The 14,161-nt window shown below is 74.2% G+C and carries 12 protein-coding genes and 1 pseudogene; 7 read left to right on the top strand and 6 right to left on the bottom strand.

The window, feature by feature from the left end; genetic code table 11:
• Window positions 1-321 carry a DUF3040 domain-containing protein gene (locus tag B100_RS0108405; RefSeq protein WP_024883997.1) on the bottom strand — a complete coding sequence of 107 codons (321 nt, stop codon included), beginning with the start codon at window positions 319-321 and terminating at the stop codon, window positions 1-3.
• Between the two features lie 60 nt (window positions 322-381).
• Window positions 382-1,311: a polysaccharide pyruvyl transferase family protein gene (locus tag B100_RS0108400; protein ID WP_024883996.1), complete on the bottom strand. Its 930-nt coding sequence runs from the start codon at window positions 1,309-1,311 to the stop codon at window positions 382-384.
• 471 nt (window positions 1,312-1,782) lie between these two features.
• Between B100_RS0108400 and B100_RS36925 the strand changes: the two genes are divergently transcribed.
• Together B100_RS36925 and B100_RS0108390 are read left to right on the top strand one after the other, a co-directional pair.
• Complete coding sequence (locus B100_RS36925) at window positions 1,783-2,307, top strand: hypothetical protein (RefSeq protein WP_158686707.1); 525 nt, start codon at window positions 1,783-1,785, stop codon at window positions 2,305-2,307.
• 147 nt (window positions 2,308-2,454) lie between these two features.
• A complete protein-coding gene (locus B100_RS0108390) occupies window positions 2,455-3,570 on the top strand; it encodes a winged helix DNA-binding domain-containing protein (RefSeq protein WP_024883994.1) in 1,116 nt (371 codons plus the stop codon).
• A gap of 581 nt (window positions 3,571-4,151) precedes the next feature.
• Here B100_RS0108390 and B100_RS0108385 read toward each other — a convergent pair.
• Complete coding sequence (locus B100_RS0108385) at window positions 4,152-6,962, bottom strand: LuxR family transcriptional regulator (protein WP_024883993.1); 2,811 nt, start codon at window positions 6,960-6,962, stop codon at window positions 4,152-4,154.
• A 155-nt stretch (window positions 6,963-7,117) separates the two neighbouring features.
• Window positions 7,118-7,948 (bottom strand): helix-turn-helix domain-containing protein, encoded by an 831-nt coding sequence (locus B100_RS0108380; RefSeq protein WP_024883992.1) that lies wholly within the window; start codon window positions 7,946-7,948, stop codon window positions 7,118-7,120.
• A gap of 158 nt (window positions 7,949-8,106) precedes the next feature.
• Here B100_RS0108380 and B100_RS0108375 point away from each other — a divergent pair, with 158 nt between their 5' ends.
• From B100_RS0108375 to B100_RS0108360, 5 genes and pseudogenes are all read left to right on the top strand, one after another.
• Complete coding sequence (locus tag B100_RS0108375) at window positions 8,107-9,780, top strand: AMP-binding protein (RefSeq protein WP_024883991.1); 1,674 nt, start codon at window positions 8,107-8,109, stop codon at window positions 9,778-9,780.
• Window positions 9,777-10,885: pseudogene (locus tag B100_RS33785) on the top strand (AMP-binding protein); the annotation flags it as partial. The gene B100_RS0108375 and the pseudogene B100_RS33785, both read left to right, overlap by 4 nt.
• Before the next feature lie 45 nt (window positions 10,886-10,930).
• Window positions 10,931-11,368: an AMP-binding enzyme gene (locus tag B100_RS37530; RefSeq protein WP_486585605.1), complete on the top strand. Its 438-nt coding sequence runs from the start codon at window positions 10,931-10,933 to the stop codon at window positions 11,366-11,368.
• Between the two features lie 84 nt (window positions 11,369-11,452).
• Complete coding sequence (locus B100_RS0108365; RefSeq protein ID WP_024883990.1) at window positions 11,453-12,370, top strand: LysR substrate-binding domain-containing protein; 918 nt, start codon at window positions 11,453-11,455, stop codon at window positions 12,368-12,370.
• 4 nt (window positions 12,371-12,374) lie between these two features.
• Window positions 12,375-13,097, top strand: coding sequence for an SDR family oxidoreductase (locus tag B100_RS0108360; protein WP_024883989.1), 723 nt, complete (start codon window positions 12,375-12,377; stop codon window positions 13,095-13,097).
• A gap of 49 nt (window positions 13,098-13,146) precedes the next feature.
• Here B100_RS0108360 and B100_RS0108355 read toward each other — a convergent pair whose 3' ends face one another.
• Window positions 13,147-13,614, bottom strand: a complete 468-nt coding sequence (locus B100_RS0108355) for a GNAT family N-acetyltransferase (RefSeq protein ID WP_024883988.1) — start codon at window positions 13,612-13,614, stop codon at window positions 13,147-13,149.
• Window positions 13,611-14,156, bottom strand: a complete 546-nt coding sequence (locus B100_RS35340) for a GNAT family N-acetyltransferase (protein ID WP_078540762.1) — start codon at window positions 14,154-14,156, stop codon at window positions 13,611-13,613. Before B100_RS35340 ends, B100_RS0108355 begins: the two co-directional genes overlap by 4 nt.
• Between the last annotated feature and the right edge of the window lie 5 nt (window positions 14,157-14,161).

The following is a 14,161-nucleotide window of genomic DNA, read 5'->3' as shown; positions in this document are numbered from 1 at the left end:
TCAGGTGCCGGACCACCTGCACAGGAGGCGGAACGTCGCGAAGAGCGTCACGGGCCACACCGCGGCGAAGGTCCACAGCGCCCACGGCGCCGAGGTGACGATGCCGGTCACCACCAGGGCCACCGACACCACGACCAGCAGGGCCACCGTCCGCCCGCGGGGGCTCCAGGTCGCCGGACGGCCCAGCAGGCGCTTGAGGTCGGGGCGCCGGCGGGCCCGTTGTCCGCGCAGCAGCCGGTTGAGCCGGCGGTCGCGCCGCAGCGACCGCTCGATCTCGTCGAGGATGTTCTGTTCGTGCTCAGGGAGCCGACCGATGGACATCGTCTCTCCTCCAACGACCGCCTACGGGACGGACCTCCGAGTGCCCGGCGGGCGTCCGCCCTAACCGGCGGCGGAGGCGGCTGACAGCGCCTCCACCAGACGGTCCGCGCCGTCCGGCACCCGGCCCTCGCGGAACGTCTCACGGGCCTGCCGTGCCGCGACCCGGCCCGAGGTCAGGCACCAGTCCCACCAGCGTTCCAGCCGGCGTCCGTCCACCTGCTCGGCCGCCAGCAGCGCCGGCCAGCCGCAGGCCCGCGCCTGCGCCGTCACCTTCGCACCGCCCGCCACCGGGTCGATCGCGAGCACCGGCGTGCCGACCCGCAGGGCCAGCACCAGCCCGTGCAGCCGGTCGGTGACCACGAGGTCGAGCCGCGACAGCACGGACTGCACCTGCGCGGGGGTCGCGCTGAGATGCCAGTCCCTGGTGTCGAGCCGGGTCTCCAGCTCCAGGCGGGCGCAGTCCTTCCCGGCCAGCCAGCGCGTCACCTGCTCGGCGACCTGCCCGTGCCGGCGCTGCGGACCGTACTCCTGCTGCCCGTGGGTCAGGATCACCCCCACCACGGGCCGCGGGGGCGCGGACGGGGCGCGGGCCGCCAGGTCCTCGGTGGGCTCGCTGCCGGGCGCGTCCCGTGCCAGCACCCGGTCGAAGCCGGTCACCGCCGGGCCGCCGGGGTCGATCACCGACGTGCCCACGGCGATCCGCACACAGTGCGCGAACCGCCGGTGCAGCTCCTCGATCTGCGGCCCGTGCAGCGGACCGCAGACGAACACGAGGTGCGAGTAGTCGTGGGGGCGTACGCCGTCGAAGTGGAGGGCGTCCGGCCGGAAGCCGGGGCTCCAGACGACGTCGTACGCCATGCCGGTGCCGCGCAGTACGTCCTCGACCCGGCGCAGGGCGAGGACGTCCCCGGCGGTCGCCTCCCCGTCGCGGAAGCTGAACCAGCCGGTCAGGAGGACACGGTGCGGTTTCCTCAGCCGTTCGTCGTGCACAGCGCACCGAGTGCCCCTCCGGGCCGGAGGGCAATCGGTGCGGTGCGGGCGGGATCAGCCGGCGTCGGGCCGCGGTGCCTCCTGCCATCCGCCGCCGTCCTGCCCACGGGGGCCCGCCGGCTGCGGGGCCCCCTGCGGCCGGTGAGCCCCCTGCGGGCGTCGGCCTTCCGGGGCGTGCCCGGGTCCCTGAGCCTGCCCGGGGGCCTGGCCCGGTCCGGGGCGCCGGGGCAGCCGCGGGCCCTGTGCCTGCCCGGGCCCCTGGCCCTGAGCGTGCCCTTGAGTCGGTCCCTGGCGCTGCGGCAGCCCCTGGCCCCCCTCCGGTCCGGGGCGCTGCGGCAGCCCGGGGCCTTGCCCCTGTCCGGGGCCTTGCCCCTGCCGGGCTTCCTGCCCCTGCCCGTGCGTCGGACCGAACTCCGGCTCCTGCCCCGATCCGGGCCTCTGCGCCCGTCGCTCATCCTGCGCCGGTCCGGCATGCTCCTGCCCCTGCGGCCGGCCTCCTCCGGGGCGCTGCGGCAGCCCCTCACCCGGACCCTGCTCAGGGTGCTGCCCCTGCCCCGGCCCACGGTCCTGAGCCTGTCCGGGACCGCGCCCCTGCCCGGAGTCCGGACCCTGACCCGGCCCCAGGTCCCGACGGTGCCCGGGCGCCTGCCCCTGCCCTTGCCGCTGAGGCAGCTCCGGCCCCTGGCCTTGACCCTGCGCCTGCCCGTGACCCTGCGCCTGCCCCGGACCCTGACCTTGACCCGCTCCCTGCGGCAGCCCAGGGTGCGGGGGCCGGCGGGGGCCGCTCTGGGGCGGGCGGGTGCCGCCCTGCGGCTGACGGGGACGGACCGTGCCCGCCAGCGCCTGGCGGGCCTCGAACTGGGTCCGCTCGGCCACCTCGCGAACCTCGGCCACGACGTCACCGCGCTCACGCACGAGTCGGTCGTAGACCGGCAGGCCGTCGGGGGAGGGGGCGGAGGATGTCATGGGGGGTTTCCTTCGTGGGGGGACGACTAGGAGGGGCCGGAGTCCGGCCCCAGAGGATTCAGCGCCGTTCGGGCACCGTGGCGTTACAGTCCGCCGCGTTCTGTCCGGGAAAGCGACAGCTGTCCCGGCGAGGCAATGAGGACACAATCAGACCTAGTACCCCGCTAGCGTGAGCCCATGACGAAGACGAAGCGGACCACCACGGCGTCGGCGCCCGTGCTCAGCACCCGGGCGCTCAACCGGGCGACCCTGGAGCGGCAGCTGCTGCTGCGCCGCTCACCGATGTCCGCGACGGACGCCGTCACGCACCTGGTCGGCCTCCAGGCGCAGAGCGTCAAGCCGCCGTACTACGCGCTCGCCGCCCGGCTCGACGGCTTCACCCCCGAGGCGCTGTCCGGGCCCATGGCCGACCGCACGGTGGTCCGTATCGTCACCCTCCGCTCGACCATCCACACCCACACCGCCGACGACTGCCTGACCCTGCGGCCCCTGGTGCAGGCCGCCCGCGACCGGGAGCTGCACCTGTTCCGGTCGGGGCTGGCCGGCGTCGACCTGGACCGCCTCGCCGTCCGCGCCCGGGGGCTCGTCGAGGCGGAACCGCGCACCATGAAGGAGCTGCGCGAGGCGCTGCTGGAGGACTGGCCGGACGCCGATCCGCAGGCCCTGTCCGTCGCCGCCCGCTGCAAGCTGCCGCTGGTGCAGGTCACCCCGCGCGGGCTGTGGGGCCGCAGCGGCCAGGTCCGGCTGACCACCGCCGAGCACTGGCTGGGCCGCCCCGCCGAGCCGGCCCCCGCACCGGACGACACCGTGCTGCGCTATCTAGCCGCCTTCGGGCCGGCGTCCGTGAAGGACATGCAGACCTGGGCCGGACTCACCCGGCTCCGGGACGCGTTCGAGCGCCTGCGGCCCCGGCTGGCCACCTTCCGGGACGAGAACGGCACCGAACTCCTCGACCTCCCGGACGCGCCCCGCCCCGACCCGGACACCCCGGCCCCGCCGCGTTTCCTGCCCGAGTTCGACAATCTGCTGCTGTCGCACGCGGACCGCTCGCGGGTCGTCCCGGCCGAGCTGAAGGGCCGGCACTGGAAGGGGAACGTCGCCTACCGCACCCTCCTCGTGGACGGCTTCCTGGCGGGACTGTGGCGGCTGGACGAGGACGCTCTCGTCGTCGAGCCCTTCGGGCGGCTCGACAAGGCGGCGCGTGAGGAGGTCACCGCCGAGGCGGAGCGGATGCTGGGGGTCATGCACCCCGGCGCGGCGTACGACATCCGCTTCGGGACGGTGCGGGACTGACCACCTCGGACGTGGACCCGGGACATGGACCCGGCGCGTGAACCCGGGACGTGAACCCGGGGCGTGAACCCGGGCATGGAGAGGGGGCGTTGCGGGCTGCTCGTGGAAGCCCGCAACGCCCCCTGGTCATGACCTGAGGGCTACTCAGGAAATCGAAGGGCCGTCCCCGGACGGCGGCGCGACGCACGCCCCGCGTCGGCGGTCAGGACGAAGACGGCGGAGACGACGGAAGAGGCGGAGGAGAAGACAGGCGCGGGCGCGGCGGCAGTGGCGCGTCCGGTGGCGGACCGTCTGGTGCGGGTGAGCCCTGGCATGGGTCTCCTCCAGTTGCCGGTGGGGGGTCGCACGGTGGGGGCCGGGTATCGGGGGGTGGCCCCGATGTGCCCGGGCGATCGGCACGTGTCACACGCTAGGACCGGTCCAGGGGGCGCCCCAATGAGGGAACCCCCTAAGGGAGTTGGACAGGGAAAACCCTCGGTCGCCGGGCTCGCGCCGGTACATTTCCGGTCACGGTGGCCGAAGCGGCGCCGGGCACGTTCCCATCGTGGCACGGCCCGCGGAGGGGTCGTGACCCGGGTCACCTACGGCGCGCGGCGCCCCGCCGCCAGCCGCACGATGTCCACCCGGGACCGTATGCCCAGCTTGCGGTACACCCGGGTGAGCGTCGCCTCGACGGTCTTGACGCTGATGAACAACCGCCCGGCTATCTCCCGGTTGGTCGCCCCCTCCATGACCAGCGCCGCGACCTGACGCTCCATCGACGCGAGCCCGTCCAGCGCGGCCGGGGTCGCCGCGGGTACCGGTTCGGCCTCCGCCGGACCGGCCGCCACGGCCTCGTCGACCTGCCGCAGCCAGGGCAGCGCGCGGCAGCGCCGGAACAGCCGGGCCGCCTCGTCGTACCCGGCGGGACCCGGGCCCCGCGAGCGCAGCCGGGCCCGCGCGAACGCGGCCCGCGCCTCCTCCAGGCCGTGGCCCAGCTTGGCCAGCCGCTCCTGCGCCGACGTCAACTGGGCGACGGCCGCCTGGTGTTCCCCGCGCGCCGCCCGCACCAGCGCCTCCGCGCGGTCCAGCACCGCCAGTACGCTCGCCCGGTTCAGGCGCAGCGCGTGCACCCGCGTGACGTTGATCAGTTCCTGCGCCTCGCCGGGTTCGCCGATTCGCACCAGCGCCTCGGCGAGGTCGCCCTGCCAGCGCCCGCGCGCCGGGTCGGTGATGCCCATGCCCTGTTCCAGCTCCCGGACCCGGCGCAGCGAACGCACCGCGGCCTGCGCGTCGCCCGACACCAGCTGCGCGTAGCCGAGGGCCGCCAGGGCCAGGGACAGGTACAGCTGGTCGCCGTCCACCTCGGCGTGGTCGGCGGACTCCCGGGCCAGGGCCAGCGCCCGGTCCACGTCACCGCCCGAGGCCTCCGCCACCGAGGCCAGCATCGCGGACGCGCTCTCGCCGATGCCGGAGTCCCGTGCCAGCCGCAGGCTCTCCCCGGCCAGGTCCAGGGCCCGCCCGCAGTGCCCGAAGCGCAGTTCGGTGTCGGCGAGCAGCCGGGAGAAGTGCACCTCGCTCTCGACCATGCCGCGCCGCCGCGCCTCCCGCAGCAACGCGGTGATCGCCGTACGGGCCTCGGGGAGCTGGTCGCTCATCAGCAGCCAGCGGAAGCGGGCCATCGCGGCGCCGTTGTGGTGGCTGGCCACGTCCGGGTCCTGGGGTTCCTGGAGCGCCCGCCGGATGGTGGCGGGGGCGTCGGGGTGGCCCATCAGGGTCTCGGTGGACGACTGGAAGGACAGCGCCATCAGCTCGGTGCGCCGGTCCCCGCCCCGCGCGGCCAGCTCAGCCGCGTGCGCCGCCTCCTGCCGGGACTTGGCGAAGTCGCCGTTGACCACGACCTCGCGCCAGGCCAGCTGGTAGTGGACCAGGGCGAGCAGGCGCGGGTCGTCCCCGGCGTCCGCGAGCACCTGCGGGAAGACCGCGTCGACCTCGCCGAGCGCCTGCCCGGCCGCCTCGATGACCACCATCCACGCCCGCACCCGCTCGGCGGGCACCGTCGCCCGGGTCAGCACCTCGCGGGCTATGTCCCGGGCCAGGTCGACCTCGCCCGCGGTGATCGCGTCCTCGGCGGCCTGCAGACGCCGCTCGTCGGGGGCGGGCGTGCCGTCCGCCGGCGTGTGCCGGGCGGCGAGCAGGCCGAGCGACGCGGCGACCGACGGCGCCCCGCGGTCCCGGGCCATCGCGGCCGCCTCGGCCAGCCGGGCCGCCACCTCCGGATCGGGTCCGGTGGCCGCGAGCGCCAGGTGCCGGGCCCGTTCGATCGGGTCGGAGGCCGCCGTGGACAGCGCGGTGTGCGCGGCCCGCCGCTCCCGCGCCGGCGCCTCCGCGTAGAGGGCGGCGGAGATCAGCGGGTGCGTGAAGCGCAGCGCCGGGTCCTCGGGGTCGGTGATGAGCAGTCCGAGCGACGCGGCCTGGGCGGTCTCGGCCTCCGCGTTGTCCCGGCCGGCCGCGTGCAGCAGGGCCAGGGTGGGGCGGGCGCCCGCGCTGGCCACCAGCAGGGTGCGGCGGGCCTCGTCGGACAGCATCTCCAGGCGGCTGAGGACCAGTGCCCGCAGCGAGGTCGGCACCGGCAGCGGCTCACCGGGGCGCGGCCGGGTGGGGCTCTCCGCGAGGGCGCGGCCCAGTTCCAGCGCGAACAGCGGGTTGCCGCCGCTGGTGCGATGGATGTCACGCACCGTCGAGCGGGACAGGCTGGTGTAGCCACGGTGGTCGAGCAGCGCCGACACCTGGGTGCGGGAGAACGGACCGAGCCGCACGGTCAGCGTGTCCGGCGGGCAGGCGCGCAGATGACGGTCGTACTCCTCGCCCTCGGTGCGCACCGCGCACAGCATGCGTACCGGGCTGTCGCCCAGCCGCCGGGCGGCGAAGCCGAGCAGCTCGGCGCTGGCCGGGTCCAGCCACTGGAGGTCGTCGGCGACCACGAGCACCGGGCCCTCGGCGGACAGCGCGCGCAGCGTGGACAGCACCGCGAGCCGCAGGGCCAGGCCGTCCCGCTGGAGGGTGGACTCGCCGCGCCCGGTGAGCGCCGACTCCAGCGCCGTGCGCTGGGCGGCGGGCAGCCGGGGGGCCACCTCGTCCAGCACCAGACCGAACAGGTCCGCCAGCGCCAGGAACGGCAGATGGGATTCGGACTCCGTGGCCGAGCAGCGCAACACACGCGATGTCGCACCCGCGTTTTCCGCCGCAAGTGCCCGCAGCACGGTCGACTTTCCTATTCCGGCGGGGCCGTGGAGCAGCACACTGCCGCCGCGCGCGAGCTGTTCCCGCGCGTCGGCGACCAGCTCCTCCCGGCCGATGACCAGGTCGGGGCGGCACCTGGCAGGCTCCTTGTCGTCCCGTCGCACGGTCACCGCTCCCCTCCGTGTGGCGTGTCCTGGCCAATATTAGGCAACAGGGTCCTCAATTCCGGGCGGACGGTGTAGTGAGGCAAATTACAGCGGGCCGATCTTCGGTAAATCCCATGGGGTACTCGCGGTAATACCGTGCGCGGGAGAACACCGCAAACCTACGGCAACCACCCGGCCCGGCGGGCGGCGACCACCGCCTCACCCCGGGTCCGGGCCCCCAGTTTCCGCATGGCGGACCGCAAATACGCCTTGACGGTTTCAGCCGTCACCCCGAGCCGCCCGGCCGCGTCCCCGTTCGTCGCCCCCGCCGCCACACAGGCGAGCACATCCACCTCCCGCGGCGCGAGCCGCACCGCACCGGACGGCGCCTCCCGCGCCGTGAGCAGAGCGCACACGTCCAGCAGCTCCGCCCGCAGCGCCGGGTCGGTGATCCGCGGGGCCAGCGCCCGCAACGCCGCGTGCGCCTCCCGCACCTGCTCCCGGTGCGCCCCCGACGCCGGCACCCGCGGCGGGCCCGCCCCCGGACCCGGCGCCGGATGCGCCGCCGCCAGCAGCTCCGCCGCCTCCTCCCGCACCACCAGGGCCTGCTCCACGTCCCGCGCCGCCTGCATCGCCTCCCCGAGCGTGCGGTCGCCGAGCGGGCGTGCGGTGCGCAGCGCCCCGTACAGCACCGCCCGCACCCGCCGCCGTACGACGACCGGCACGGCCACCACGGAGCGCAGGCCCTCGGCGGCGACCGGGGCGTCGTACTCGTGGCTGATCTGCCGGGAGACGGAGTAGTCCGTCACCGCGCACGGCCGGGCGAGCGCCACCGCCTTACCGCCCAGACCGTTGCCCGACGTCACCGCGAGCGCGCTGAGCGCCGGGGTGGCCGTGCCGCTCAGCTCGCTGATCCGCACCTGCCACCGCCCCGGCACCACCAGCCCGCCGAACGCGACCGGCAGCCCCGTCGCACGCCGCAGCCGGGCCAGCGCACCGCGGATCTCCACCACCTCGCCCGTCCTCGCCGGGTCAGCTGTCACCTGATCGCCCCTTCACCGCGGCCTGTGTGCGGGCGCACACCCCCGTTCGGGGGTAGTGAGACCTGCATCACGGATTACACGATGGCGGTGAGCCGCCCGGCAAGGTCCGGCACCGAGGAGGACGCATGACGACGGCGACGGAGCAGTTCCGCAGGGCCCGGGACTTCCTGCTGGAACACCGCGAGGACTACACCACCGCCTACCGGGACTTCACCTGGCCCCGGCCGGAGCGCTTCAACTGGGCCCTCGACTGGTTCGACGTGATCGCCGACGGCAACGACCGCACGGCCCTGCACCTGGTCGAGGAGAACGGCGGCGGGACCCGCCTGTCCTTCGCCGAGCTGGCCCGGCGCTCCGACCGGGTCGCCAACTGGCTGCGTGAGCGGGGCGTCGCCGCCGGGGACCGGGTGCTGGTGATGCTCGGCAACCAGGCCGAACTGTGGGAGACCGCGCTGGCCGCGATGAAACTGCGCGCCGTCGTCATCCCGGCCACCCCGCTGCTCGGCCCCGCCGACCTGCGCGACCGCGTCGAGCGGGGCCGCGTCAGCCATGTGATCGTCCGCTCCGCCGACGCCGCGAAGTTCGACGAGGTGCCCGGCGCCTACACCCGCATCGCGGTGGGGGAGGAGCCCGGCGGGGCCTGGCTGCCGTACGCCGACGCGTACGGCGCGCCCGACCGGTTCACCCCCGACGGGCCCACCCTGGCCGGCGACCCACTGATGCTGTACTTCACCTCGGGCACCACCGCCCGCCCGAAGCTGGTCGAGCACACCCACACCTCGTACCCGATCGGGCACCTGGCGACCATGTACTGGATCGGCCTGCGCCCCGGCGACGTGCACCTCAACATCTCCTCGCCCGGCTGGGCCAAGCACGCCTGGTCCAACCTCTTCGCCCCCTGGAACGCCGAGGCGACCGTCTTCCTGCACAACTACACCCGCTTCGACGCGCCCCGCCTGCTGGCCGAGATGGACAAGGCGGGCGTCACCACCTTCTGCGCCCCGCCGACCGTGTGGCGCATGCTCATCCAGTCCGACCTGGGCCGGCTGCGCACCCCGCCCCGCGAGGTCGTCGCCGCCGGCGAACCCCTCAACCCCGAGGTCATCGAGCAGGTGCGGCGCGCCTGGGGCGTCACCATCCGGGACGGCTTCGGGCAGACCGAGACCGCCGTGCAGGTCTCCAACAGCCCCGGCCAGGTCCTCAAGACCGGCTCCATGGGCCGCCCCAGCCCCGGCTACCGCGTCGAACTCCTCGACCCGGTCTCCGGCGCGCCCGGCGCGACCGAGGGCGAGATCGCGCTCGACCTGTCGGAGAGGCCCGTGGGCCTGATGACGGGGTACCACGGCGACCCGGAGCGCACCGCCGAGGCGATGGCCGGCGGCTACTACCGCACCGGCGACATCGGCTCCCGCGACGAGGACGGCCACATCACCTACGTCGGGCGCGCGGACGACGTGTTCAAGGCGTCCGACTACAAGATCAGCCCGTTCGAGCTGGAGAGCGCCCTGCTGGAGCACGAGGCGGTCGCCGAGGCGGCCGTGGTGCCCGCGCCGGACGAACTGCGGCTGGCCGTGCCGAAGGCGTACGTCGTGCTCGCGGAGGGCTGGGAGCCGGGCCCCGACACCGCGAAGGTCCTCTTCGAGCACTCCCGCGAGGTGCTCGCCCCCTACAAGCGCCTCCGCCGGCTGGAGTTCGGGGAGCTGCCCAAGACCGTCTCCGGCAAGATCCGCCGCATCGAGCTGCGCGAGGCGACGGCGGCCGGCTCGACCGCCGAGTACCGCGAGGAGGACTTCCGGTGACCGCACTCTCCTACAGCCACGGCACCGGCTCGACGCCCCTGCTCGGCGACACCGTCGGAACCAACCTGGACCGTGCCGTCGCCGCCTGGCCGGACCGCGAGGCGCTGGTCGACGTGGAGTCGGGCCGGCGCTGGACCTACGCCGCATTCGCCGAGCGTGTCGACGAGTTGGCGTCCGCGCTGCTCAACTCCGGTGTCACGCAGGGCGACCGGGTCGGCATCTGGGCGGTCAACTGCCCCGAGTGGGTGTTCACGCAGTACGCCACCGCCCGCATCGGCGCGATCATGGTGAACATCAACCCGGCGTACCGCACGCACGAGGTGGAGTACCTCCTCAAGCAGTCCGGCATCCGGCTGCTGATCGCCTCCCTCGGCCACAGGACCAGCGACTACCGGGCCATGGCGGAGGAGGTGCGCGGAAGGTGCCCGGAGCTGCGGGAGGTCGTGTACATCGGCGACCCGAGCTGGGACGCCCTGACCGCCCGCGCCACCCCGGACCCGGTGTGGCCGGAGCTGTCCTGCGACGACCCCGTCAACATCCAGTACACCTCGGGCACCACCGGCTTCCCCAAGGGCGCCACCCTCTCCCACCACAACATCCTCAACAACGGCCTTTTTGTCGGGGAGTTGATCGCCTACAGCGAGCAGGACCGGGTGTGCATACCGGTGCCGTTCTACCACTGCTTGGCATGGTCATGGGCAACCTCGCGGCCACCTCGCACGGCGCGTGCATGGTCATCCCCGCCCCGTCCTTCGACCCGGCGGCCACCCTGCGCGCGGTCCAGCAGGAGCGCTGCACCTCGCTGTACGGCGTGCCGACGATGTTCATCGCCGAGCTGAACCTGCCGGACTTCGCCTCCTACGACCTCTCCTCGCTGCGCACCGGCATCATGGCGGGCTCGCCGTGCCCGGTGGAGGTGATGAAGCGGGTGGTCGCCGAGATGCACATGGAGCAGGTCTCCATCTGCTACGGCATGACGGAGACCTCCCCGGTGTCCCTCCAGACCCGCATGGAGGACGACCTGGAGCACCGCACCGGCACTGTCGGCCGCGTCCTGCCGCACATCGAGGTGAAGGTCGTCGACCCGGCCACCGGCGTCACCGTCCCGCGTGGCACGTCCGGTGAACTGTGCACCCGCGGTTACAGCGTGATGCTCGGCTACTGGGACGAGCCGGAGAAGACCGCCGAGGCGATCGACCAGGGCCGCTGGATGCACACCGGCGACCTGGCGATGATGCGGGACGACGGCTACGTGGAGATCGTCGGCCGCATCAAGGACATGATCATCCGGGGCGGGGAGAACATCTACCCGCGCGAGATCGAGGAGTTCCTCTACGCCCACCCGAAGGTCGCGGACGTCCAGGTCGTCGGCGTCCCGCACGAGCGGTACGGCGAGGAGGTCCTGGCCTGCGTCGTCCCCCGCGACCCGGCCGACCCGCTCACCCTGGACGAGCTGAGGAGCTTCTGCGACGGCCGCCTGGCCCACTACAAGGTCCCCAGCCGCCTGGAACTCCTGGAGACCTTCCCGATGACGGTCTCGGGGAAGGTGCGCAAGATCGAACTGCGCGAGAGGTACGCGACCGGCTGAGCCCCGCGCGCACCTTGCTCACCGCTCGCACCGTGCTCGCCGCTCGTCGCGCCGGTGCCGCTCCTCGCGCCGTAGGATTTGTGCATGTCGGAGCTCAATCTGCGGCGTCTGCGCTACTTCGTGGCCGTCGCCGACACGCTCAGCTTCAGCCGGGCGGCGCGGCAACTGCACATCGCCCAGCCCGTGCTCAGCCGGCAGATCGCGCTGCTGGAACGGGAACTCGGTGCGACCCTGTTCGACCGCTCGACGCGGGGTACCGACCTGACCGAGGCGGGCCGGGCCATCGCGGAGGACGGACGCCGGCTGCTGCGGTCGGCCGAGGCCCTGGAGCGACGTGCCCGTCAGGCCGCCCAGGGGACCGAGCGGCTGGCCATCGGTTTCATGCCGGGCCTGCTGGTCACGCCCATCGTGCAGGGTCTGCGGCAGTGGCTCGCCGACATCCGGATCGACCTCGTCCGCACGGGCTGGCACGACCAGGTGGAGACGATCCTCGACGGCCGTGTCGACCTCGGTCTGGTGCGCCTTCCCGTTCCGCACCGGGGTCTTCAGGTCGAGCCACTGTTCCAAGAGGAGCGGATCGTCGTCCTGTCCGCCTCGCATCCCCTCGCCGCCGTCGAGGATTTGAGTCTGTACGCCCTGGCCGAGTACGACCTTCTCCAGTCCCCGGACGCGGCTCCCGAGTGGCGTGAGGCCCGTCTCGCGCGTGGTCTGCCCGTGCGGACCGGTGGTGACTATCCGCACGAGGTGGAGATCAAGCTGGAGCGGGTGGCCGCCTCGTCCGGGGTGGCGTTCCTCCCGGTGTCGACGGCCCGGTTCTACACCCGGACCGACGTCGTCGTGCGTCCGGTGGCGGGGCTGGCACCGGGCGCCGTCGGCGTGGCCTGGGCCGCCGGGCGCGACTCGGCCGCGCTGAACCGCGCGATCGCGCTCGCTCATACCCTGCGGGCATCACTGACGACGGAAAGGGTCTTGGACGCGGCGGCGGTCCCGGACGGACCCTGAACGCATGACCATCACCTCTTCCTCCCGCATCGTCGTCATCGGTGGAACCAGCGGCATCGGCCTCGCCGTCGCCCGGCGCGCCGCCGAAGCCGGAGCGACGGTGACCATCGCCTCGAGCCGGGCCGCGTCGGTCGAGCGCGCCCTCGCACAGCTTCCCGCCGGCGTCGTGGGACGGGCCGTGGACGCGAGCTCCAGCGACGCGGTCGCGGCCCTCTTCGACGAGATCGGCACGTTCGACCACCTCGCCTACACCGCCGGTGAGAATCTCACCGGCCGCCCGCTCACCGAGTACACGGTCGACGGGGCGAGCGAGTTCTTCGCTCTGCGCCTGTTCCACGCGCTCGAGGCCGTCCGGCTGGCCGTGCCGCATCTCGCGCCGGGCGGGTCCGTCACCCTGACCAGCGGCACAGCGGCCTTCAAAGGCGGCCCCGGATGGACCCTGGGGGCCGCGGTCTGCGGCGCGGTGGTGTCCGCCGCCCGCAGTCTCGCCGTGGAACTGGCGCCGGTGCGGGTGAACGCCGTGGCGCCCGGGGTCGTGCGCTCGCCGCTGTGGTCCGGGATGAGCGAGGCGGACCGGGAACACATGTACGCCGGTCTCGCCGCGTCCCTGCCCCTGGGCCGTGTGGCGGAGCCGGACGACGTGGCCAAGGCGTTCCTCGCCCTGATGGACCAGGACTGGGTGACCGGCACGGTGTCGGTCGTCGACGGCGGCACCCTCGTCGCCTGAGGGCGAGGGGCGTACGGGCCGACTCCGCCCGGTGCCGGGCACGTGGCGATCAGCGGTCCACCGTCCGGCGGAAGACCTGCCGGGAGCCGCCCTCCGGGCCCGGGGCGGCGGGCTCGGCGGGGGTGAAGCCGAGGCGCTCGTAGAAGACGCGGGCGCCGCTGACGACGGCCCCGGGGTGGTCGGGGCCGAAGGTGACCACCTCGATCTCGCCGGGGCCGCGCACCCAGCGCCGTACGGCCTCCTCCATCAGCGCGCGGCCGACGCCCGTGCCGCGGGCCCGGCGGGAGACGACGAGCCAGTGCACGTGGTACGTCGGCGCCTCGGCCCCGAAGAGCAGCCCGCCGAGCAGGTCCGGCCCGGAGGACGGGGCGACCAACGCCCGGGACGCGGCGATGTGCTCGCGTACCGCGTCGTGGAAACCGGGCTCCTCGACCATCGGTCCGAACCACTCCTCGACCTGGGCCGCCAGGTCGAGAAAGCCCGGGAAGTCACGCTCGCGTGCCGGTCTGATCGTCATCCGGACAGTCTGTCGGACGCCCCGGCGGTGTGCGGCAGTTCGAGGCGCATGCAGACGCGCGGCCACCGGTCGAGACCGTGGGCCGCCTCCTCGGCGCGGATCCGCCGCAGCCCAGGAGTGAGTTCGCCCTCGCCCAGCGTGCGGAAACCCAGGCGCGCGTAGTACGGGGCGTTCCACGGGACGTCGGTGAAGGTGGTCAGGGTCAAGGCGGTCAGGCCGTCCTCGCGGGCCCGGTCCGCGGCGCGAGCGAGCAGGGCTCGGCCCACGCCCCGGCGGGCGGCGTCGGGGTGGACGGACACCTGCTCCACATGGAGTGCGCCGTCCACCGGTTCGGCGATCAGGTAGGCGGCCGGTACGTCCGTGTGGGCGTCGGCCGCGACCCAGCAGCGGCCCGCCCGCCGGTAGCGCTCCAGCGTCTCCGGGGCGGGCGGCGCGTCGTCGGCGACACCCGCCATGCCGACGTCACGGAAGGGGGCGCCGGCCGCCCGTTCGATCTCCTGGAGGCGGGCCAGTTCGGCGTGGGCGGCGGGACGGATGCGCATGCGCC

The organism is Streptomyces sp. CNH189, from assembly GCF_000527195.1.
Note: the sequence above shows the minus strand (reverse complement) of the source record. Positions and strands in the feature narration are given on the sequence as shown.